Annotated in this window: 24 protein-coding genes; 4 read left to right on the forward strand and 20 right to left on the reverse strand. The window is 70.4% G+C overall.

The window, feature by feature from the left end; translation table 11 throughout:
- Window positions 1-36 precede the first annotated feature (36 nt).
- Window positions 37-450, reverse strand: coding sequence for a DUF2752 domain-containing protein (locus G6N31_RS07565; RefSeq protein WP_098001396.1), 414 nt, complete (start codon window positions 448-450; stop codon window positions 37-39).
- Window positions 440-826 carry an NINE protein gene (locus G6N31_RS07570; RefSeq protein WP_098001394.1) on the reverse strand — a complete coding sequence of 129 codons (387 nt, stop codon included), beginning with the start codon at window positions 824-826 and terminating at the stop codon, window positions 440-442. Before G6N31_RS07570 ends, G6N31_RS07565 begins: the two co-directional genes overlap by 11 nt.
- Window positions 827-836: 10 nt before the next feature.
- Here G6N31_RS07570 and G6N31_RS27630 point away from each other — a divergent pair, with 10 nt between their 5' ends.
- A complete protein-coding gene (locus tag G6N31_RS27630) occupies window positions 837-968 on the forward strand; it encodes a hypothetical protein (RefSeq protein WP_272938765.1) in 132 nt (43 codons plus the stop codon).
- A gap of 2 nt (window positions 969-970) precedes the next feature.
- Here the strand turns inward: G6N31_RS27630 and lgt are convergent, their stop codons facing one another.
- From lgt to G6N31_RS07600, 6 genes are all read right to left on the reverse strand, one after another.
- On the reverse strand, window positions 971-3565 hold the full coding sequence (gene lgt / locus G6N31_RS07575) for a prolipoprotein diacylglyceryl transferase (protein ID WP_163722090.1): 2595 nt from the start codon (window positions 3563-3565) through the stop codon (window positions 971-973).
- Complete coding sequence (gene trpA / locus G6N31_RS07580) at window positions 3562-4350, reverse strand: tryptophan synthase subunit alpha (RefSeq protein ID WP_098001391.1); 789 nt, start codon at window positions 4348-4350, stop codon at window positions 3562-3564. The genes lgt and trpA overlap by 4 nt, the downstream gene beginning before the upstream one ends.
- On the reverse strand, window positions 4347-5606 hold the full coding sequence (gene trpB / locus G6N31_RS07585; protein WP_098001389.1) for a tryptophan synthase subunit beta: 1260 nt from the start codon (window positions 5604-5606) through the stop codon (window positions 4347-4349). The genes trpA and trpB overlap by 4 nt, the downstream gene beginning before the upstream one ends.
- On the reverse strand, window positions 5607-6425 hold the full coding sequence (trpC, locus tag G6N31_RS07590; protein WP_098001387.1) for an indole-3-glycerol phosphate synthase TrpC: 819 nt from the start codon (window positions 6423-6425) through the stop codon (window positions 5607-5609).
- A 65-nt stretch (window positions 6426-6490) separates the two neighbouring features.
- Window positions 6491-7087, reverse strand: coding sequence for a TIGR02234 family membrane protein (locus G6N31_RS07595; RefSeq protein WP_098001385.1), 597 nt, complete (start codon window positions 7085-7087; stop codon window positions 6491-6493).
- A complete protein-coding gene (locus tag G6N31_RS07600; protein ID WP_098001383.1) occupies window positions 7084-8610 on the reverse strand; it encodes an anthranilate synthase component I in 1527 nt (508 codons plus the stop codon). The genes G6N31_RS07595 and G6N31_RS07600 overlap by 4 nt, the downstream gene beginning before the upstream one ends.
- A gap of 41 nt (window positions 8611-8651) precedes the next feature.
- Between G6N31_RS07600 and G6N31_RS07605 the strand changes: the two genes are divergently transcribed.
- The gene (locus tag G6N31_RS07605; RefSeq protein ID WP_098001507.1) at window positions 8652-9116 is read left to right on the forward strand and encodes a peroxiredoxin; all 465 of its coding nucleotides are present in this window, start codon (window positions 8652-8654) and stop codon (window positions 9114-9116) included.
- Between the two features lie 5 nt (window positions 9117-9121).
- On the opposite strand, the gene hisI is transcribed toward G6N31_RS07605, so the two are convergent.
- From hisI to hisD, 8 genes are read right to left on the reverse strand one after another with little or no spacing between them, the layout of a single operon-like run.
- On the reverse strand, window positions 9122-9469 hold the full coding sequence (gene hisI, locus G6N31_RS07610; protein WP_098001381.1) for a phosphoribosyl-AMP cyclohydrolase: 348 nt from the start codon (window positions 9467-9469) through the stop codon (window positions 9122-9124).
- Complete coding sequence (hisF, locus tag G6N31_RS07615; RefSeq protein WP_098001379.1) at window positions 9466-10251, reverse strand: imidazole glycerol phosphate synthase subunit HisF; 786 nt, start codon at window positions 10249-10251, stop codon at window positions 9466-9468. Before hisF ends, hisI begins: the two co-directional genes overlap by 4 nt.
- Window positions 10248-11063 (reverse strand): inositol monophosphatase family protein, encoded by an 816-nt coding sequence (locus G6N31_RS07620; protein ID WP_098001376.1) that lies wholly within the window; start codon window positions 11061-11063, stop codon window positions 10248-10250. Before G6N31_RS07620 ends, hisF begins: the two co-directional genes overlap by 4 nt.
- A 10-nt stretch (window positions 11064-11073) precedes the next feature.
- Window positions 11074-11841 carry a bifunctional 1-(5-phosphoribosyl)-5-((5-phosphoribosylamino)methylideneamino)imidazole-4-carboxamide isomerase/phosphoribosylanthranilate isomerase PriA gene (gene priA, locus G6N31_RS07625; protein WP_179964276.1) on the reverse strand — a complete coding sequence of 256 codons (768 nt, stop codon included), beginning with the start codon at window positions 11839-11841 and terminating at the stop codon, window positions 11074-11076.
- Window positions 11838-12458, reverse strand: coding sequence for an imidazole glycerol phosphate synthase subunit HisH (hisH, locus tag G6N31_RS07630; RefSeq protein ID WP_098001372.1), 621 nt, complete (start codon window positions 12456-12458; stop codon window positions 11838-11840). The genes priA and hisH overlap by 4 nt, the downstream gene beginning before the upstream one ends.
- Window positions 12455-13063 carry an imidazoleglycerol-phosphate dehydratase HisB gene (hisB, locus tag G6N31_RS07635; RefSeq protein WP_098001505.1) on the reverse strand — a complete coding sequence of 203 codons (609 nt, stop codon included), beginning with the start codon at window positions 13061-13063 and terminating at the stop codon, window positions 12455-12457. The genes hisH and hisB overlap by 4 nt, the downstream gene beginning before the upstream one ends.
- Before the next feature lie 32 nt (window positions 13064-13095).
- The gene (locus G6N31_RS07640; protein ID WP_098001370.1) at window positions 13096-14202 is read right to left on the reverse strand and encodes a histidinol-phosphate transaminase; all 1107 of its coding nucleotides are present in this window, start codon (window positions 14200-14202) and stop codon (window positions 13096-13098) included.
- Window positions 14199-15554, reverse strand: coding sequence for a histidinol dehydrogenase (gene hisD, locus G6N31_RS07645; protein WP_163722092.1), 1356 nt, complete (start codon window positions 15552-15554; stop codon window positions 14199-14201). The genes G6N31_RS07640 and hisD overlap by 4 nt, the downstream gene beginning before the upstream one ends.
- Window positions 15555-15590: 36 nt before the next feature.
- Here hisD and G6N31_RS07650 point away from each other — a divergent pair, with 36 nt between their 5' ends.
- On the forward strand, window positions 15591-16013 hold the full coding sequence (locus G6N31_RS07650) for a nitroreductase family deazaflavin-dependent oxidoreductase (RefSeq protein ID WP_098001368.1): 423 nt from the start codon (window positions 15591-15593) through the stop codon (window positions 16011-16013).
- Here the strand turns inward: G6N31_RS07650 and G6N31_RS07655 are convergent.
- From G6N31_RS07655 to nadA, 4 genes are read right to left on the reverse strand one after another with little or no spacing between them, the layout of a single operon-like run.
- The gene (locus tag G6N31_RS07655; protein WP_098001366.1) at window positions 15984-16457 is read right to left on the reverse strand and encodes a hypothetical protein; all 474 of its coding nucleotides are present in this window, start codon (window positions 16455-16457) and stop codon (window positions 15984-15986) included. The genes G6N31_RS07650 and G6N31_RS07655 overlap by 30 nt on opposite strands.
- A gap of 3 nt (window positions 16458-16460) precedes the next feature.
- A complete protein-coding gene (gene nadC, locus G6N31_RS07660; RefSeq protein ID WP_098001501.1) occupies window positions 16461-17318 on the reverse strand; it encodes a carboxylating nicotinate-nucleotide diphosphorylase in 858 nt (285 codons plus the stop codon).
- Window positions 17318-18871 carry an L-aspartate oxidase gene (locus G6N31_RS07665; protein ID WP_098001364.1) on the reverse strand — a complete coding sequence of 518 codons (1554 nt, stop codon included), beginning with the start codon at window positions 18869-18871 and terminating at the stop codon, window positions 17318-17320. The genes nadC and G6N31_RS07665 overlap by 1 nt, the downstream gene beginning before the upstream one ends.
- On the reverse strand, window positions 18868-19899 hold the full coding sequence (nadA, locus tag G6N31_RS07670; RefSeq protein ID WP_098001362.1) for a quinolinate synthase NadA: 1032 nt from the start codon (window positions 19897-19899) through the stop codon (window positions 18868-18870). The genes G6N31_RS07665 and nadA overlap by 4 nt, the downstream gene beginning before the upstream one ends.
- A 75-nt stretch (window positions 19900-19974) precedes the next feature.
- Between nadA and G6N31_RS07675 the strand changes: the two genes are divergently transcribed.
- Window positions 19975-20652 carry an NUDIX hydrolase gene (locus G6N31_RS07675; protein ID WP_179964325.1) on the forward strand — a complete coding sequence of 226 codons (678 nt, stop codon included), beginning with the start codon at window positions 19975-19977 and terminating at the stop codon, window positions 20650-20652.
- Window positions 20653-20678 lie beyond the last annotated feature (26 nt).

Raw genomic sequence — 20678 nt, forward strand, 5'->3', positions numbered from 1 at the left:
GGCCCGTCCGGCGATCCTATCAGCGCCGGTGGTCGGCTACCCGTCGAGAACGGTGGGTACGAGCGGGAACCCGGGCAGATTGCGGACGACCGTCCACGTCACCGCGGCGACGATGATCACGGTCAGCGTCGTCGAGTCCAGCGGAGTGCGCTCCCGCTTTCGCTGGACGACAACCCAAGCCAGCAGCAGCGGAAGGCCGATGAGGAGAAACGCGTTGTCGACGAATGCCGCCGCGAGGTCGCCGTGCAGCACGTCATGGGTCATCCGCAGACCACCGCAGGCCGGGCAGTCCCAGCCGGTGAGCAGCTTGAACGGACATGCCGGGAAGACGAAGTCGGAGCTGTGCGGATCACCGAAGCCGATGTAGGCCAACGCTCCCAGCGTCGCGGCTCCGGCGCCCAACCCGACGAGCAGTCGGGGCGGACGGGAACGGGCCGGACTAGGTCCCATCGCGAAGGGGTCGACCCTCAGGGTCGCGCACCTTGTCGGTCAGGATCAGCACAGCGTCGACGATCCCCCAGATGACGGCCCCGATGCCGCAGGTGATCAATCCGACGACGAGCTGCGCGATCCCGAACCCCGTTTGTCCCAGGTAGATGCGGCCGATCCCGACCAGGCCGACGAGTCCGAGAAGTTGGAGCAGTCCCGCAACGACCTTGGACTTCTCCGAGAACGGTTCGCCCGTGATCGGGTGCCGACCGTAGGGTGCGCTCGGGTCGCCGTAGGCCGGCGGGTAGTGGCCGACCGGCGGAGGATATCCGGGCTGCTGGGGTGGCGGTGGGTAAGGGTTGCCGCCCTCGTTGCCGCCGAATTGGGGCTCACTCATGCCCCCCAGCATGCCAGACCGAACGGCCGAGCCGAAGCAGTTCCTGGCCGCGCCGCCCGCGGGCACGGCGGGACTTCGCCGGGGCCTCGGGGTCGATCGCGGAGCCGACACCGCGGGCCGGATGTGTGGCCGGGCGGCGTGACGCTAGCGATTTCTGCGGCGACGCAACCACTGTCGGACGCGGCCACCTGCGGACGCCGAACCTGAGTTCGGCACGGTCAGCGACGACGGGATCTTGGCCGGTTCGGCTGTGCCGCTGTCGGTGGCCGGTTTCTGAGCATCGGACTCGTCCCCGGCTTCCGTGCCGGCGAGCGCCTCGGCCGCGTCCTCGCCCTCGGTCGACACCACGTTCTCGCCGTCAGTGCCGCCGGCCGCACCGGGCTCCTCGACGGGGGTTTCGCCGGCGGAGTCATCGCCCTCGGCGGCACCATCCGCGTCGGGCTCGTCGGTCGCGCCGGCGAGGGCCTCGGCCGCGTCCTCGCCCTCGGGAGCGGAGACCTCTTCGCCGTCGATTTCGGGTTCTTCGCCGGAACCGACCTCGTCTTCGGGCGCCTCGTCGGCCACCACGGACGCGTCAGCGCCGTCCTCGTCAGCAACCTCGGATTCGACCAGCGCCTCGGCGACGTCCGCGCCCTCGGGCGCCGCCACCTCCGCGCCGACGGTTTCGGCGTCTCCGCCGGAGTCGTCGTCGGTGGGCGTCTGGTCGCCCTCGGGTGCCTCAGCCGCGCCGGCGAGCGCCTCGGCAGCATCCTCGCCCTCAGCGGCGGGCACCTCCTCGCCGTCCTCGTCAGCGTCGGTGCCAGGCTCTTCGCCGGAGCCGATCTCGTGTTCGGCCGCCTCGTCGGCCACCACGGACGCGTCAGCGCCGTCCTCGTCAGCAACCTCGGATTCGACCAGCGCCTCGGCGACGTCCGCGCCCTCGGGCGCCGCCACCTCCGCGCCGACGGTTTCGGCGTCTCCGCCGGAGTCGTCGTCGGTGGGCGTCTGGTCGCCCTCGGGTGCCTCAGCCGCGCCGGCGAGCGCCTCGGCAGCATCCTCGCCCTCAGCGACCGGCGCCTGCCCGGCGACGTCGGCCTCGACGCCCTGGTCTTCCTCGGCGCCTTCATCGGCTTCAGCACCCTCACCGGCGACGGCGTCGAAAACCTCCTCGGCTTCCTCGCCCTCGACCGCCCCCACGCCCCCGACCTCGGACTCGGCAGCGTCATCGGGCGACCCGGCAAGAACAACCTGCTCGACAGCCCCCTCACCGCCGGCCGCCACCTCATCACCGGCCTCAGCCGCCAGCTCCGAGGCCTCCGCCTCGCCCGCGACCGCCGACTCATGGGCCTGCGCGGCGTCATCCACCGCCTCGCCGAGCTCCTCCTCCTCGACCGCACCCACGCCACCGACCGACTCCTCGTCGGCCTCGGCGCCCTGGTCTTCCTCGGCGGCCTCATCAGCCTCAGCACCCTCATCGGCGACGGCGTCGAAAACCTCCTCGGCTTCCTCGCCCTCGACCGCCCCCACGCCCCCGACCTCGGACTCGGCAGCGTCATCGGGCGACCCGGCAAGAACAACCTGCTCGACAGCCCCCTCACCGCCGGCCGCCACCTCATCACCGGCCTCAGCCGCCAGCTCCGAGGCCTCCGCCTCGCCCGCGACCGCCGACTCATGGGCCTGCGCGGCGTCATCCACCGCCTCGCCGAGCTCGTCCTCCTCGACCGCACCCACGCCACCGACCGACTCCTCGTCGGCCTCGGCGCCCTGGTCTTCCTCGGTGTCCGCGCCGGCGCCGGCGCCCTGGTCTTCCTCGGCGGCCACCGTCGCCGCGGCGACCACACCGGCCGTGGAGGCGCCCACCGTCAGGTCCTTGACGACCGCTTCGGCGGCCGTCTCCTGTGTCCCCCGCAAGCTCGCCGGTTCCTCACGTCCGCGCGGCGCGACCATGATGTACACCACGGCACCGATGAAGACGAACGTCGCAGTGAACGAGTTGATTCGCACCCCCGCCAATTCGGTGGCGAAGTCACTGCGCAGCAGCTCGATCCAGAATCGGCCGACGCAATAGCCCGCGACATAGAGCGCGAAGAGCCGGCCGTGCCCTATCTTGAACCGCCGGTCGACGATGAGCAGTACCGCGAACACCACGAGGTTCCATAGCAGCTCGTAGAGGAACGTCGGATGCACCACCTCCAGCAATTGCCCGGTGGAGACCCCGTTCAGATAGTCGACGGCACCGCTGGCGTTGCGCCGCTCGTAGATTTCCAGTCCCCACGGCAGCGTCGTCTCGCGCCCGTAGAGCTCTTGGTTGAAGTAATTGCCCAGGCGGCCGATCGCCTGCGCCAGGATGATCCCGGGCGCTATCGCATCACCGAAGGCCGGCAACGGAATTCCGCGTCGCCGGCACGCGATCCACGCGCCCACACCGCCCAACGCGACCGCGCCCCAGATCCCCAGGCCGCCGTCCCAGATCCGCAGCGCTGCGGTGAAGCCCGCGCCGTCAGGGCCGAAGTAGGTGCTCCAGTCCGTCAGCACGTGGTAGAGACGGCCGCCGACCAACCCGAAGGTCACGGCCCACAAAGCGATGTCGTAGATGACACCGGGCTCCCCGCCCCGCGCCACCCACCTGCGGTCGCCGATCACCAGGGCCGCGACGATGCCGGCGATGATGAACAACGCGTACGCCCGCACCGGGAACGGCCCCAAATACCAGACACCCTGCGGCGGGCTCGGGAACGATGCCAGCAGCGTAGTGGTCACGCAGTGACCCTCTGCCGCACACCATCGGCCAATTCCTCGGTCAGCGACCGCAACGCCGGTATCCCGTCCGTGAGTGCGGAGACCAGAGCCGAACCGACGATCACTCCGTCAGCGTAGGCGCCGATCTGCGCAGCCTGCTCGCGCGAACGCACACCGAGGCCCACCCCGACCGGGATGTCGGCCACCTCCTTGATGCGGCGCACCAGCTCGGGTGCGGCATCCGAGACCGCGTCGCGGGCGCCCGTGACCCCCATCGTCGACGCCGCGTAGACGAATCCCCGGGAGGCGTGCACCGTCTGGGCCAACCGCTCGGGGGTCGAGGACGGCGCCACCAGAAAAATGCGGTCCAAATCGTGCGCATCCGACGCGGCCATCCACTCGCCGGCCTCGTCGGGGATCAGGTCCGGAGTGATCATGCCGAGACCGCCCGCGGACGCGAGATCACGGGCGAACGCATCGACCCCCTTGCGCAGCACCAGGTTCCAGTAGCTCATCACGACCGCGTGCCCGCCGGCGTTGCTGATCGCCTCCACGGCGGTCAACGCGTCGCGAACCCGCACTCCACCGCGCAGCGCCACCTCCGCGGCCGCCGCGATCGTCGGGCCGTCCATCCCGGGGTCCGAGTACGCGATACCGACCTCCACGATGTCGCAGCCGGACTCGACCAGCGCCGTCATCGCCGAGATCGAGGTGGACACATCCGGATACCCCGTCGGCAGATAGCCGATCAGCGCCGACCGGTTCTCGGCGCGGCACGACTCGAACACCTTCGACAATCGGCTCACTGACCACCGTCCAACAGCCCGAACCATTTCGCGGCCGTCTCGACATCCTTGTCGCCGCGGCCGGACAGGTTGACCAGGATGATGGCGCCGGGCCCGAGCTCGCGGCCCAGCTTCAACGCACCGGCCACCGCGTGGGCCGACTCGATGGCCGGGATGATGCCCTCGGTCCGGCTCAGCAGCGACAGCGCGTCCATCGCCTCGGTGTCGGTGATGGGCTCGTAGCGGGCGCGCCCGACATCCTTGAGCAGTGCGTGCTCCGGACCGACCCCGGGATAGTCCAAACCTGCTGAGATCGAATGGGATTCGATCGTCTGGCCGTCCTCGTCCTGGAGCAGATAGGAGTACGACCCCTGAAACGCTCCCGGCGAACCGCCGGTGAAGGTCGCCGCATGGCGTCCGGTCTCGACCCCGTCGCCGGCGGCCTCGTAACCGATCAGCTGTACTCCGGGGTCGTCGATGAACGCGTGGAAGATACCGATCGCGTTCGAGCCGCCGCCGACGCAGGCGACCACGGCGTCGGGCAACCGCCCGGCCTGATCGAGCATCTGGGCCCGCGCCTCCAGCCCGATCACCCGCTGGAAGTCGCGCACCATCATCGGAAACGGGTGCGGACCGGCCGCCGTACCGAAGCAGTAGTAGGTGCTGTCGGCATTGGTGACCCAATCCCGGAATGTCTCGTTGATCGCGTCCTTGAGCGTCTTGGATCCCGACTCGACAGCGACCACGGTCGCCCCGAGCAGGCGCATCCGCGCCACGTTCAGCGCCTGCCGCGCCGTGTCGACGGCTCCCATGTAGATGACGCATTCGAGTCCCAGCAGCGCGCATGCCGTGGCGGTGGCGACCCCGTGCTGGCCGGCGCCGGTCTCGGCGATCACCCGGGTCTTGCCCATCTGACGGGCCAGCAGCGCCTGGCCCAGCACGTTGTTGATCTTGTGCGAGCCGGTGTGGTTGAGGTCCTCGCGCTTGAGGAACACCCGGGCCCCGCCGGCGTGTTCGCTGAGCCGCTCGGCTTCGTACAGTGGCGACGGGCGACCGGCGTAATCCCGTTGCAGACGGTCGAGTTCATCGAGGAAGGTCTGATCTCCGCGGGCCTTCTCGTAGGCGGCGGTCACCTCCTCGATGACCGCCATCAGCGCCTCGGGAACGTATCGGCCGCCGTACACACCGAAATGTCCGCGCTCGTCGGGGTCGTGCGCGGTCGGTTCGGCGACTGCCGCGCTGGCACGCGGTAGGTCAGGACCGGTCGACTCGCTCACTTAACGCGCGGTCTTCGGGCACGACGGGTGCGTACCGGCGGTCACGAGGTCGGCGACGGCACTGCGCGGGTCCCCGCTGGTGACCAGCCCTTCACCGACCAGCACGGCGTCGGCGCCGGCCCCGGCGTAGGCGAGCAGGTCTGCGGTCCCCCGCACACCCGACTCCGCGACCCGGATCACGTTGCTCGGCAGTCCCGGCGCGATGCGCGAGAAGGTGCTGCGGTCGACTTCGAGGGTTTTGAGGTTGCGGGCGTTGACCCCGATGACCTTCGCCCCGGCCTGCAAGGCCCGGTCGGCCTCTTCCTCGGTGTGCACCTCGACCAGCGCGGTCATCCCCAGCGATTCGGTCCGCTCCAGCAGCGACTCCAGCGCCGGCTGCTCCAGCGCCGCCACGATCAGCAGCAGCATGTCGGCGCCGTGCGCGCGGGCCTCGTGAATCTGGTACGGCCAGACGATGAAGTCCTTGCGCAGCACCGGAATCGAGACCGCGGCGCGCACCGCGTCCAGATCGTCGAGCGAACCGTTGAAGCGACGCTGCTCGGTCAGCACGCTGATGACCCGCGCCCCGCCGTTCTGATAGGCCGTCGCGAGGTCGGCCGGATCGGCGATCGATGCCATTTCACCGCGTGACGGGCTGGCCCGCTTCACCTCGGCGATCACCGCGATACCCGGTGCCCGCAGCGCCCCCAGCACATCCAGGGGTGCCGGCGCCTTCTTGGCCCGCTCCTTGATCTCGGCCAGGCTCACCTCGGCCTCGCGAGCGGCAACGTCGGCACGGACTCCCTCGAGGATGGAGTCGAGCACGGTCGCCGAACCCATAGGCGTCGCTTCCCTTCCCCTGACAGCCGCTTGATCCTTAACGAAGGGTAGCCGCCACCGAGCCATCACCGATCACCGCCCCTGGTGTCCGGGTCGGGTGTGTCGCGGGTCGGATCGGCGCCCTCGTCGAGGGCGTCCCAGATCGCTCGCTCCGACATCGCCGACGCGGGACCGTCGGCCGGCGCCGCCCGGCGCGAGTACCGCGCGGTATCCGCGCGCGGGCGCGCCGCGGCACGCATCAACAGCACCGCCCCCACCAACGACAGGACGGCGGCGCCCAGGGTCACCACGGCGCCGAGATAGTGCCGCTCGGTGTCGAGCAGTTCCCAGACGGGCAGGTCGGCCAAGCGCACCGCGCGCGGGGCGACATCGGGGATGACCCACAAACCGATCGCCAGATAACCCATGCCCGCGCTCGCCGCGGCTACCAGCACCGACAGCACCCGCAACGGCCAGCCGCGCACAGCCAGGGCCGCGGCCGCCGCCGCGAGCAGCAACAGCGCCAGCGGCAACAGCGCCGTCGACCAGGCCGCCCCGTTGAGGTCGGTCGTCCGGGGCTGGCCCAGCCCGTCGAACGAGTTCACCTCGACCCAGGTCAACCGGGAGCCGACCCACAGCGCGACCGCGGCCAGGACCAGCAGCAGCTGCGCGACCCTGATCACGGTTCGCTCAAGGTCTCGGCGGCGGCGATCGCGCTCAACACCGCCCGCGCCTTGTTCGACGCCTCGGTGTACTCGTACGGACCGTTCGAGTCGGCGACCACACCGCCGCCGGCCTGCACGTAGGCGGTGCCGTTGCGCATCAGCGCAGTGCGGATCGCGATCGCGAAGTCGGCGTTGCCGGCGAAGTCCAGATAGCCCAGGACACCGCCGTAGAGGCCGCGGCGGGTCTTCTCGACCTCTTCGATCAGCTCCATCGCGCGCACCTTCGGCGCACCCGACAGAGTGCCCGCGGGGAAACACGCGGTCACCGCGTCCAGTGCCGTCTTGCCGTCGGCGAGCAGTCCGGTCACCGTCGACACCAGGTGCATGACGTGGCTGTAGCGCTCGATGTGGCTGTAGTCCTCGACGCGCACAGTGCCGGGGCGGCACACCCGGCCCAGGTCGTTGCGGCCGAGGTCGACCAGCATCAGGTGCTCGGCGCGTTCCTTCTCGTCGGCCAGCAGCTCCTTCTCCAGCAGCAGGTCCTCTTCCTCGCTGTCCCCCCGCCACCGCGTGCCCGCGATCGGATGGGTCGTGGCGCGCCCGTCCTTCACGGTCACCAGCGCCTCCGGGCTGGACCCGACGATCGAGAAGTCCAGTCCGCCTTCGGCGTTGGGCACGTTCAGCAGATACATGTAGGGACTGGGGTTGGACACCCGCAGCATCCGGTAGACATCGAGAGGGTCCGCGTCGGTGTCCATCTCGAACCGCTGCGACGGCACCACCTGGAACGCCTCACCGGCCTCGATGTCGGCGACGAGTTTGTCGACGATCGCGGTGTACTCCTCGACCGTGCGTTGTGCGCGGTGGATCGGGGCCGGCCGATCGAAGGTGGCCACCGTCGAGGGCAGGGGCTCGGCCAGCGCCGCGGTCATCACGTTCAGTCGGGCCACCGCGGCGTCGTAGGCCCGATCGACGTGTTCGTCGGTCCCGTTCCAGTTCACCGCGTTGGCGATCAAGGTGATGGTGCCCTCGTGATGGTCGACCGCGGCGATGTCGGTGGCCAGCAGCAGCACCATGTCGGGCAGGCCGAGGTCGTCGACGGTCAGCTCGGGGAGCCGTTCGAGCCGCCGGACGAAGTCGTAGGCGAAGTAACCGACCAGGCCAGACGACAGCGGTGGCAGCCCGGGCAGCGCCGCGGTCCCCAACAGCTCCAGCGTGGCCCGCAGTGCCGCCAGCGGGTCGCCGCCGGACGGAGCGTCCCGGGGGATGGCGCCCAGCCACCCGGCTTCGCCGTCCCGCACCGTCAGAGCCGACGGGGCGCCGGCACCGATGAACGACCACCGCGACCACGACCGACCGTTCTCCGCGGACTCCAGGAGGAACGTTCCAGGACGGTTGGCGGCCAGCTTGCGGTAGGCCGACAGCGGCGTCTCGCTGTCGGCCAGCACCTTGCGGGTCACCGGCACCACACGGTGCTCGGCAGCCAGCGCCCGGAAGTCCTCGCGCGTCGTGGTCGCACTGAGGGTCGCGGTCGTCTGCACGCGGAGATTGTCCCAGACGTACGGTTGGGAACATGAATCCCCTGAAAGCCGGTGATCGGGTGGCCGAGTTCGAGCTGCCCGACCAGACGGGTACACCGCGGCGGCTGACCGACCTGCTCTCCGCCGGTCCGATGGTGCTGTTCTTCTACCCGGCGGCGATGACGCCGGGCTGCACGAAGGAGGCCTGTCACTTCCGCGACCTGGCCGCCGAGTTCGCGGCGGTCGGCGCCACCACGGTGGGCATCAGCGCCGACCCGGTGGACAAGCAGGCCAAGTTCGCCCATCAGCAGGGGTTCGGTTACCCGCTGCTGTCCGACGCCGACGGCGCGGTGGCCGCGCAGTTCGGGGTCAAACGCGGGCTGCTGGGCAAGTTGATGCCGGTGAAGCGCTCGACGTTCGTCATCGACACCGACCGCACGGTGATCGATGTCATCAGCAGCGAGTTCAGCATGGATGTGCACGCCGACAAGGCCCTCGAGGTGCTGCGGCGGCGCACGACGGCCTGAAAAGCTCAGGCCTCCGGGCCGAGCAGCCGGCCGGCGTCGAAGCAGGTGTGGTCCCCGGTGTGGCAGGCGCCGCCGACCTGGTCGACTTCGAGCAGCACGGTGTCGCCGTCGCAGTCCAGGCGCACCGAGTGCACGTACTGCGTGTGTCCCGAGGTCGCGCCCTTGACCCACTGCTCGCCACGCGACCGCGAGAAATAGGTCGCCTCACGGGTTTCCAGCGTGCGCGCGAGCGCGTCGTCGTCCATCCACGCGACCATCAGGACCTGACCGGTGCCGCGTTCCTGTACGACCGCGGTGACCAATCCGTCGGTGTTGCGCTTCAGGCGCGACGCGATCGCCGGGTCGAGGCTCATCGCACGGTGATCCCTTCGGCCGCCATCGCTGCTTTGACCTGCCCGATGGTCAGTTGCCGGAAGTGGAACACACTGGCCGCCAGCACCGCATCCGCGCCGGCGTGGACCGCGGGGGCGAAGTGCTCGACCGCGCCGGCCCCGCCGCTGGCGATCACCGGGACCGAGACCGCGCCACGCACGGCGCGCAGCATCTTCAGATCGAAGCCGGCCTTGGTGCCGTCGAAGTCCATCGAGTTGAGCAGGATCTCGCCCACCCCCAGCTCGGCGCCGCGCACGGCCCACTCCACCGCGTCGATGCCGGTACCGCGCCGCCCACCGTGGGTGGTGACCTCCCATCCCGACGACGTCGGAGGTGATCCCTCCGGCACGGTGCGGGCGTCGACGGACAGCACGATGCACTGGGAACCGAACCGGCGGGACAGCTCGGAGAGCAACTCCGGGCGAGCGATGGCCGCGGTGTTGACCGACACCTTGTCCGCGCCGGCCCGCAGCAGCACGTCGACGTCGTCGACCGAACGGACCCCGCCACCGACGGTGAGCGGGATGAACACCTGATCGGCGGTGCGCTGCACCACATCGAGCATGGTGGCGCGACCGGATGACGATGCGGTCACGTCGAGGAAGGTCAGCTCGTCGGCACCTTCGGCGTCGTAGACGGCGGCCAGTTCGACGGGGTCGCCGGCGTCGCGCAGGTTGGCGAAGTTCACACCCTTGACCACCCGGCCGGCGTCGACGTCCAGGCACGGAATCACCCGTGTGGCCACGTCGCTGGATGCGCTCACCGGTAGTCCTCCGGGTCGCCGGCGGCACCGATGAGTTCGAGCATCCGCTCGTGCACGCCCGGAGCCGCGACCAACGCCGACGGCGACTCGATGGTCCAGGGCTTCCCGGCGAGATCGGTGACGACTCCGCCGGCGGCTCGCACCAGCGCCACCCCGGCGGCGTGATCCCACACGTGGTGGCCGAAACTGATGGCGCCGCCCAGGATTCCGGCCGCGACGTAGGCGAAGTCGATGCCCGTCGAGCCGTGCATGCGCATCCGGGAGCATTCCCGGCTCAGGTTCGCCAGCATGGCTGCGCGGTAGCGGCCCGGGTAGCGGCCACGGGAGTCGATGTTGTAGGTGCCCGTCGCGACGACCACGTCGGCCAGCGCGGCGGGCCGCAGCTTCTCCACCGGCTGGTCGTTGCAGTGCACCGGACCGTCGACCAGCGCGGTGTAGCGCTGCGCGGTGAACGGTAACCACGTCAACCCGAGCACCGGTTCACCGTCGACCAGCAGCGCCAACAGCATCGCGGCCATCGGCAGGCCCGCGGCGTAGTTGAAGGTGCCGTCGATGGGGTCGAGCACCCACACCTGCGCGGCGTCGAGCGCCTCGCCGCCGAACTCCTCGCCGTGCACGCCGATGCCGGTGAGCCGGGTCAGCTCGGCGGTGATGCGCTTCTCCAGAGCCAGGTCGACGTCGGTGGCGAAGTCATTGCCCTTCTTCTCGACGGCGGAGTCGGCGCGATGACCGTTGACGAACTGCGACGACGCCGCGTCGAGGATGCCGGCGGCAGTGCCCAGCAGCTCGGCCAGCTGATGCGAATCGAGCATCGGCTCAGCCTCACCGACTGACCGCGGCCAGCGCCTGCGGCAGCGTGAAACGTTCGGCGTAGAGCGCCTTGCCCACGATCGCGCCCTCTACACCGTGTCCGGTCAGGGTCGCGATCGCGCGCAGGTCGTCGAGGCTGGACACACCGCCGGAGGCGATGACGGGCGCGTCGGTGCGCTCGCACACCTGCGTCAGCAGCTCGAGGTTGGGACCATTGAGGGTGCCGTCCTTGGTGACATCGGTCACGACGAATCGTGAACAGCCTTCGCGGTCAAGGCGTTCCAGCACGGTCCACAGGTCACCGCCGTCGGTCTCCCAGCCGCGTCCGCGGAGCCGGTGGGCTCCGTCGACAATCTTGACGTCCAGCCCGACGGCCACCTTCTCGCCGTGCTCGGCGACCACCTTGGCGCACCACTGCGGATTCTCCAGTGCGGCGGTGCCGAGGTTCACCCGTGCGCACCCGGTGGCCAGCGCGGCCGTCAGCGATTCGTCGTCGCGGATACCGCCGGACAGCTCGACGGCGACGTCGAGCTTGCCGACCACCTCGGCGAGCAGTTCGCGGTTGGAGCCCCGGCCGAACGCGGCGTCGAGGTCGACCAGGTGAATCCATTCGGCGCCGTCGCGCTGCCACGTCATCGCCGCGTCCAGCGCCGAACCGTAGGCGGTCTCGCTGCCGGCCTGTCCCTGCACCAACCGCACCGCGCGGCCCTCCACCACGTCCACAGCGGGCAGCAGGATCAGCGCGGAGGATTTCGAAGAACTCGGATTCACGCTGGTCAACTTAGCGCCCCGACCCAGTTGGAGAGCAATTGAGCACCGGCGTCCCCGCTCTTCTCCGGGTGGAACTGGGTGGCCGACAGCGCTCCGTCCTCGACCGCGGCCAGAAACGGCACGTGGTGGGTGGCCCAGGTCAGCGACGCATCCGCGTCGCCCTCCCACTGTTGGGCCGCGTAGGAGTGCACGAAATAGAAGCGGGTGTCTGCGTCCAGACCGGCGAACAGCACGCTGTCGGTCGGTGCGTCGACGACGTTCCAGCCCATGTGCGGGATGACCGGGGCATCGATGCGCACCACCGATCCCGGCCACTGCCGGCAGCCGGTGGTCTCGACGCCGAACTCGACGCCGCGGGAGAACAGGATCTGCATACCGACACACACCCCGAGCACCGGTCGACCCGCAGCCAACCGGTCGGCGATGATCCTCTCCCCGTCGATGGAGCGCAGCCCGGCCATGCAGGCCTCGAAGGCACCGACACCGGGCACCACCAGACCGTCGGCGGCCATCGCGGACGCCGGGTCAGCTGTCACCTCCACGTCGGCACCGACCCGCTCCAGCGCGCGCTGGGCCGAACGCAGGTTGCCCGAACCGTAGTCGAGCACCACGAGTTTCTTTGTCACAGCGTGCCTTTGGTCGACGGCACACCGCTGACCCGGTCGTCGTACTCGACCGCGTGGCGCAGCGCGCGGGCGACGGCCTTGTATTGCGCTTCGGTGATGTGGTGTGGATCGCGTCCGTAGAGCGTGCGCACATGCAGCGCGATGCGGGCATTGAAGGCCAGCGACTCGAACACGTGCCGGTTGACCACGGTGTGATACGGCGCCGCGGAACCGGCGATGGTGAATTCCACCATGTACTCGGGTTCACCGGTGTGCACGAAGTAGGGCCGCCCGGACACGTCGACGGCCGCGTGCGCGAGGGTCTCGTCCATCGGGATGAACGCATCGCCGAAGCGGCGGATGCCGCGCTTGTCCCCCAGCGCCTGGCCCAGCGCCTGACCCAGCACGATGGCGGTGTCCTCGATCGTGTGGTGGCCCTCGATCTCAATGTCCCCGGTGGCCTTGACGGTCAGGTCGAAGCTGGCGTGACTGCCCAGCGAGGTGAGCATGTGATCGAAGAACGGCACCCCGGTGTCGACGCTGACGACTCCGGTGCCGTCGAGATTCAGGTCGACGACGATGGCGGACTCTTTGGTGGTGCGTGTGACGGACGCACGGCGATCAATGCGGTCCACGCCGGATGAACCAGGTGAAGTGGTCACGATGCTCCTATTCGTGCGCTGGCGGCCAGCAGCGCGTCGTTCTCGTCGGCAAGGCCGATCGTGGTTCGTAGATAACCGGGGATCCCCACGTCCCGGATGAGCACGCCGTCGTCGAGATAGCGCTGCCATGTCGCGTGGGCGTCGGAGAACTCCCCGAACATCAGGAAGTTCGCGTCGCTGGGTACAACGCGGAACCCCAGGGTCTGTAATTCCCGGGCCACCCGTTCTCGCTCGGCGATCAGGGTGGCGACGCTGCCCAGCGTGTCGTCGGCGTGCCGCAGCGCGGCGCGGGCCGCGGCCTGGGTGAGCGAGGACAGGTGGTACGGCAGCCGCACCAGCAGCATCGCGTCGATCACCGCCGGTGTCGCCACCAGATAGCCCAGCCGGCCCCCCGCGAACGCGAACGCCTTGCTCATGGTGCGCGTCACCACCAGCTTGGTCGGGTACTGGTCGATCAGGCCGACGGCGCTGGGCTGAGACGAGAATTCGCCGTAGGCCTCGTCGAGGATCAGGATGCCGCCGGGTTGCGCCGACAGCGCGTCCAGCAGCTCCCGCAGGTCGTCGTGGGTGACGCTCTGGCCCGACGGGTTGTTCGGGCTGGCGACGAAGACCACGTCGGGGTTGTGCTCTTTGATCGCACGCGCCGCCGCGGCGGGGTCGAGGCTGAAGTCCTCGGCGCGGTTGGCCACCAGCCAAGTGGTCTGGGTGCCGTCGGCGATGATCGGATGCATCGAATACGACGGCACGAAACCGATCGCGCTGCGGCCCGGGCCGCCGAACGCCTGCAGCAGCTGCTGCAGGATCTCGTTGGACCCGTTGGCCGCCCAGACGTTGTCGACCCCGACCGGGAACCCCGTCTGCTGTGTCAGGTAGCGGGCCAGGTCGGCGCGCAGTGCCACCGCGTCGCGGTCGGGGTAGCGGTGCAGCTCGGCGGCGGCGGCACGCACCGACGCCGCGACGTCCTCGATCAGCGCCTCGGTGGGCGGATGCGGATTCTCGTTGGTGTTCAACCGCACCGGCACCGTCAGTTGCGGCGCGCCGTACGGTGACTTGCCGCGCAGGTCGTCGCGCAGCGGCAGGTCCTCGAGGGTGATCGGGCTCACCGCTCGAACCTCCGCCGAACGGCTTCTCCGTGGCTGGGCAGGTTTTCGGCCTGGGCCAGCGTGATGACATGACCCGACACGTCTTTCAGAGCCGCCTCGGTGTAGTCGACGACGTGGATGCCGCGCAGGAACGTCTGCACCGACAGTCCGCTGGAGTGCCGTGCGCACCCTGCGGTCGGCAGCACGTGATTGGACCCGGCGCAGTAGTCGCCGAGGCTGACCGGCGCGTACGGACCGACGAAAATCGCTCCTGCAGAACGAATCCGGCCGGCCACCCCGGCGGCATCGACGGTCTGGATCTCCAAGTGCTCGGCGGCGTAGGCGTTCACGGCGCGAACGCCGGCGTCGAGATCGTCGACCAGCACGATCGCCGACTGCTCCCCACTCAGTGCCGCGGTCACCCGCTGCCGGTGCACGGTGGTCTCCAGCTGCACGGCCAGTTCGCGATCGGTGGCATCGGCGAGCTCGGGGCTGGGGGTGACCAGCACGCTGGCCGCCATTTCGTCGTGTTCGGCCTGGCTGATCAGATCGGCCACGACATGGCTCGGGTCGGCGGTGTGATCGGCGAGGATCGCGATCTCGGTCGGACCGGCCTCGGCGTCGATGCCGACCGCCGACCGGCAGATCCGCTTGGCGGCGGTGACGTAGATGTTGCCGGGTCCGGTGATCATGTCCACCGGAGCCAGTTCCTCGCCCGTGGTGTCGGTGCCGCCGTAGGCCAGCAGCGCGACCGCCTGCGCCCCGCCGACGGCCCACACCTCCTCGACACCGAGCAGCGCTGCCGCGGCCAGGATCGTCGGGTGCGGCAGGCCCTGGAAACGGTCGGGGTTCGTACTCTGCGGCGGGCTGGCGATCACCAGCGAGTCCACCCCGGCGGTCTGGGCCGGGACCACGTTCATCACGACGCTGGACGGGTAGACGGCGTTGCCGCCGGGCACGTAGAGCCCGACGCGCTCGACGGGCACCCAGCGCTCGGTGACGGTCGCGCCCGGGGCCAGGGTGGTGGTGGTCTCGGTGCGCCGCTGGTCGGCGTGCACGGCACGGGCCCGCTCGATCGCGACGTCCAGCGCGGCGCGGACGTCGGGATCGAGCTCGGCCAGCGCCGACGCAAGACGCTCGGCGGGTACCCGCACCCGCTCGGGCCGCACGCCGTCGAAGGCGGCGCCGTACTCCAGCGCCGCGGCGGCGCCGCGGTCGGCGACCGCGTCGACGATGGGCCGGACTTTGGGTACGACGGCGTCGACGTCGACACCGCCGCGGGGCAGCGCCGAGCGCAGGCGGGCCGCCGACAGCGTCGTGCCGCGCAGATCGATGCGCCGCAGGAGCCTTGGCGATACATTCACGCTGACCATTGTCCCAGAGCTGCACAAATCGGTATCGGAGGCGTCATGTCCGGTCAGTCCAGCAGAAACAGCCACCCCAACAATGCGCCCGGCGTGCCGATGATCTTTCCGCCGTGGTTCGAGCGCCTGCAGATCAAGTACATCAATCCGCTGATCCGGCCGTTCTCGAAGCGGGTGCCCGGCCTCGGCGTGATCCGGCACCGGGGCCGCACGTCGGGCCGGGAGTACGAGACGATCGTCACGCCGTACCGCAAGGGCTCGGTACTGGCCATCGGCTTGGCCCACGGCAAGACCAACTGGGTCAAGAACGTGCTGGCGGCCGGTGAGGCCGAGATCCAGATCGGCCGCAACACGCTGCATCTGGTGCGGCCCCGCGTTCTCCCGGCCGGCACCACCGACGAGTCGTTGCCGCGGACCGCCCGGATGCTGGCCAAACGGTCAGGGGTTTTCGTCGCCGAGATCGCGTGACGCGCAGCGGGCGCTGATCGCGCCGCTGGCGGCCTCGGCGTCGGCGAGACGGGCAGCCTGGACCGGGTCGGCATTGGGCACGCCGGCGGTGGCCGCGGCGCCGATGTCCATCAACTGGTCGGCGAACCTACGCACGTCGCCGGCCAGCTCGGCCGGGGTCGCCGGGTCCAGCCGGGCCAACAGGTACTGGCCGCCGTCGAGCAGCGCGACGCGGGCGTTCGCGGCCGCGGCCAGCGCGCCGGCGAGGTCGTCGGGGCCGCCGGGCGGTTCGGTGTTGGTGTTGGTCGCCACGGCCCGGCGGACCGTGTCGTAGGCCGAACAGGTCGCCGACACGGCCTCGGCGCGCTGCGTGTCGGTGTGGTCGGGTTCGCCGTCGAACGTTCGCAGGAGCGCGAACACGGCGACGCCGAGAGCCAGCAACGCCACCGCAAGGGCTGATCTCATGGGCTACAGATCCAACCCCAGGTCCAGCACCTGCACCGAGTGGGTGAGCGCGCCGACGGCCAGGTAGTCGACCCCGGTGCCGGCGTAGTCGGCGGCGTTCTCCAAAGCCAGCCCGCCCGAGGACTCGAGCATGGTGTGCGATCCGGCCGCGGCGCGCCGCTGCACGGCGATCTGGGTCTGCCACACCGGGAAGTTGTCCAGCAGGACCAGTTCCGCGCCCTCGGCGAGCACCTCGTCGAGTTGCTCGAGCGAGTCGACCTCGACTTCACACGGCAGATCCGGCGCCGCGGCGCGCACGGCGCGCAGTGCCGCGACCACCGAGCCGGCAGCGGCGACGTGGTTGTCCTTGATCAGCGCCGCGTCGCCGAGGCCCATGCGGTGGTTGACGCCGCCGCCGACGCGGACCGCGTACTTCTGCACCGTCCGCAGGCCGGGCAGGGTCTTGCGGGTGTCCCGGATCTGCGCCGAGGTTCCCTCGACCGCCTCGACCCACGCCGCGGTCGTCGTCGCGATGCCCGACAGGTGGCACACCAGGTTCAACAGCGTGCGCTCGGCGGTGAGCAGGCCCCGAGTGTGCGCCTCGACGGTCAGCGCGGCCTCCCCGGCGCGCAGCCGCGTCCCGTCCGGTCGCCGGTGCACGACGCGGTAGCCGCCGTCGCCGAGCACCGCGTCGAGCACCATCATGGCCAGCTCCGAGCCGGCCAGGACGCCGGGTTCGCGCGCCACCACCGACGCCGTGGTGGTGGCGTCGACAGCCACGGTGGCCAGCGTCGTCACATCGGGCCCGTAGCGCAGGTCTTCGTCGAGCGCGCGGGTGATCACCGCGCGTGCGTCGGCGCGTTCGGCGTCGGTGAGCTCCATCAGCACCCCGCCGGGGTGAGACCGAGGGCGCCACGGCGGCTACTGAACGCCTGCGCCGGGTCGGTGTCGGGGAAGTCCGCGCGGTGGTGGCAGCCGCGGGTTTCGGTGCGGGCCAGCGCCGCCTCCGCCACAGTGGCCGCCACGGCGGTCAATGCGGCGTCCTCGACGTCGCGGCGGGTGACCAGGGTGCGGGGTCTCGCCTCCGCGAAGCGGTCGATCGCGTCGCGCAGTCCCGCGCCGCTGCGTACCACCGACGCGTGTCGGGTCATCATCGCCTGCAGCTCGGCGCGCGGCAGCACGGGACGCACCGGAGCGTCGGGGGTCACGACCCGGGCGGGTCCAGCGACCGCGGCGTGGCCGGCGGCCGCACGACCGGCCCGGCCGCCGACGACGAGCCCTTCGAGCAGGCTGTTGGATGCCAGGCGGTTGGCGCCGTGCATTCCGGTGCGGGCGACCTCACCGGCGGCGAAGAGCCCCGGCAGCGCGGTCCGACCGTCGACGTCGGTGACGACGCCGCCACAGCTGTAGTGGGCGCCGGGTATCACCGGAATCGGCTGGTGCGCCGGATCGATGCCGGCCGCCAGGCAGGCGGCGGTGACGGTCGGAAACCGGGCGGCCAGGTGGGGCACGGTGCGCGCGTCGAGGTAGACGCAGTCATCTCCGGTGGCGGTCAGGCGGGCCTCGATCGCCGCGGCCACGACATCGCGCGGCGCCAGGTCGCCCATCGGGTGCACACCGGCGGTCACCGAAACACCGTGCCGGTCGATCAGCGTGGCGCCCTCACCGCGTAAGGCCTCGGTGATCAGCGGGCGGCGGCCACCGGCATCGGCGGTGTAGAGCATCGTCGGGTGGAACTGGATGAACTCGATGTCGGCGGCGGGCAGGCCGGCCCACAACGCCAGTGCCACCCCGTCGCCGGTGGAGCCGTCGGGGTTGGTGGTGGCCTGATACAGGTGCCCCAGTCCCCCGGTGGCCAGAATGACCGCCGGCGCATGGATGACGCCGAGGCCGTCGGCGCTGCGCACCAGCACACCGGCCACCGCCCCGTCGTCGACGAGTACCTCCAGCGCCAGGTGGTCCCGACGGACGTCGAGGCTGGTGGCGGCGTGGTTGAGCGCACGCTGCACCTCCGCGCCGGTGGCGTCGCCGCCGGCGTGCACGATCCGTCGGCGCGAATGGCCGCCCTCCCTGGTCAACGCCCAGCGCCCCGGCGTCGATTCGTCGAAAACCGCTCCCGCGCCGACGAGTTCGCGGACAGCGTGATACCCGTCGGCGACGATCGAGCGCACCGCGACCGGGTCGCACAGGCCGGCTCCCGCGACGATCGTGTCGGCGACATGGGCGTCGACGGAGTCGTCGGTGTCCGGTAGCACGACCGCGATGCCGCCCTGAGCGTAGAAGGTGGCCGTCTGCTCAGCCTTGCTGAGCAGCACCACCGTGCGGCCCTGCCGATGTGCGGCCAGCGCCGCGGCGAGCCCCGCCACACCGGTGCCGACCACGACGACGTCGGCGCGCTGCCGCCACATGCCCGCGCCGCCGCAGGCTGGAGTCATTCCCCGCCGCCGGGTTGTCCGATCTCGATCATCCGCTGCACGCTCGCCCGGGCGGCGCGCGCGGTGTCGGGATCGACGTGCACTTCGTCCGCCCCCTCGATCAGGCAGCGCAGCATGGCCGCCGGAGTGATCATCTTCATGTAGCGGCAGGACGCCCGGTCGTTGACCGCGCGGAAGTCGACCTCGGGTGCCGCGCGCCGCAGCTGGTGGAGCATGCCCACCTCGGTGGCGACCAGCACCTGGCGCGCGCCCGTGGCGCGGGCCGCGTCGAGCATGCCTCCGGTGGACAGGATCTTGACCCGCTCCTCCGGGAAGGATCCCTCCCCGGCCAGGTACAGAGCCGATGTGGCGCAACCACATTCCGGGTGGACGAACAGTTCGGCGTCCGGGTGCGAGCGGGCCTGTTCGGCGAGTTCGTCACCGTTGATGCCGGCGTGCACATGGCATTCGCCGGCCCAGATGTGCAGGTTCTGGCGGCCTGTGACGCGGCGGACGTGCGCCCCGAGGAACTGGTCCGGGCCGAACAGCACCTCCCGATCGGCGGGAATGGACGCCACTACGTCCACGGCGTTCGACGAGGTGCAACAGATGTCGGTCTCGGCCTTCACCGCGGCCGTGGTGTTCACGTAGGACACCACCACCGCGCCGGGATGGTCGGCCTTCCACGCGCGCAGATCGTCGGCGGTGATCGAATCCGCCAGTGAGCACCCCGCCCGCTGGTCGGGGATCAGCACCGTCTTGTCCGGTGACAGGATCTTGGCCGTCTCAGCCATGAAGTGCACCCCGGCGAACACGATGGTGTCCTCCGGGGCGTCGGCGGCGATGCGGGACAGCGCCAGCGAGTCGCCCACGTGGTCGGCGACGTCCTGAATGGCGGGCAGCTGGTAGTTGTGCGCCAGCAGCGTCGCGCCGCGCAGATCGAGCAGGCGGCGCACCTCAGCGGCCCACGCCCGGCCCGGCTCGACCCCCGTGAACCCGTCCGGACCGTCGACGATCCGGTCCGCGAGCTCATCAGCAGTGATGGTCATCACCGCCCCCTTTCCCAAAACCGAGGTTTTCGACTTACAATCGAAAACATGGTTCATAGTAGCACCGAGCACGAGGTGTTGGCAGCGGTGCTCCAGGTTCGCCCCCTCGACGAGTCCGACCCCGCCGGGAAATCCGCACTTCACGTGCTGTTGTGGCAACGCGCGCTGGAGCCCGAACAGGGCAAGTGGTCGCTACCCGGCGGGCGCCTGGGCGCCGACGAAGACCTGACGAGTTCGGTGCGCCGGCAGTTGGCCGAGAAGGTCGACCTTCGTGAACTGGCCCACCTCGAACAGCTCGCGGTCTTCTCCGATCCCCGCCGAGTGCCCGGGCCCCGCACGATCGCGTCGACCTTCCTGGGGCTGGTGCCCTCCCCGGCCACCCCGGAGTTGCCGGCCGACACCCGATGGCATCCGGTCGACGAGCTGCCGCCGATGGCGTTCGACCACGCGCCGATGGTGCAGCACGCCCATCACCGGCTGGCGGCCAAACTGTCCTACACCAACATCGGATTCGCGCTGGCGCCAGCAGAATTCGCGCTGTCGACACTGCGCGACATCTACAGCGCGGCCCTGGGCTACCAGGTCGACGCGACCAACCTGCAGCGTGTGCTGGAGCGTCGTCAGGTGATCACCCGCACCGGCACCACGGCACGCTCGGGCCGCAGCGGAGGTCGACCGGCGGCGCTGTACCGCTTCACCGAAGCGCGCTACCGCGTCACCGACGAATTCGCCGCATTGCGTCCACCCGGGTGAGTCGACTGGATTCTTAAAGCACTCTT

It is taken from the genome of Mycolicibacterium duvalii, assembly GCF_010726645.1.
GTDB lineage: Bacteria > Actinomycetota > Actinomycetes > Mycobacteriales > Mycobacteriaceae > Mycobacterium > Mycobacterium duvalii.

Coding starts and splice junctions, on each gene's coding strand:
- nadC (WP_098001501.1), bottom strand. CDS start 17,318: ATGGAGCTCACCGACGCCGAACGCGCCGACGCACGCGCGGTGATCACC.
- G6N31_RS07570 (WP_098001394.1), bottom strand. CDS start 826: ATGAGTGAGCCCCAATTCGGCGGCAACGAGGGCGGCAACCCTTACCCA.
- G6N31_RS07565 (WP_098001396.1), bottom strand. CDS start 450: ATGGGACCTAGTCCGGCCCGTTCCCGTCCGCCCCGACTGCTCGTCGGG.
- hisI (WP_098001381.1), bottom strand. CDS start 9,469: ATGAGCCTCGACCCGGCGATCGCGTCGCGCCTGAAGCGCAACACCGAC.
- G6N31_RS07650 (WP_098001368.1), top strand. CDS start 15,591: ATGTCCGGTCAGTCCAGCAGAAACAGCCACCCCAACAATGCGCCCGGC.
- G6N31_RS07665 (WP_098001364.1), bottom strand. CDS start 18,871: ATGACTCCAGCCTGCGGCGGCGCGGGCATGTGGCGGCAGCGCGCCGAC.
- hisD (WP_163722092.1), bottom strand. CDS start 15,554: ATGGTCAGCGTGAATGTATCGCCAAGGCTCCTGCGGCGCATCGATCTG.
- G6N31_RS27630 (WP_272938765.1), top strand. CDS start 837: ATGCCAGACCGAACGGCCGAGCCGAAGCAGTTCCTGGCCGCGCCGCCC.
- G6N31_RS07655 (WP_098001366.1), bottom strand. CDS start 16,457: ATGAGATCAGCCCTTGCGGTGGCGTTGCTGGCTCTCGGCGTCGCCGTG.
- nadA (WP_098001362.1), bottom strand. CDS start 19,899: ATGACCATCACTGCTGATGAGCTCGCGGACCGGATCGTCGACGGTCCG.
- trpC (WP_098001387.1), bottom strand. CDS start 6,425: ATGGGTTCGGCGACCGTGCTCGACTCCATCCTCGAGGGAGTCCGTGCC.
- G6N31_RS07620 (WP_098001376.1), bottom strand. CDS start 11,063: ATGCTCGATTCGCATCAGCTGGCCGAGCTGCTGGGCACTGCCGCCGGC.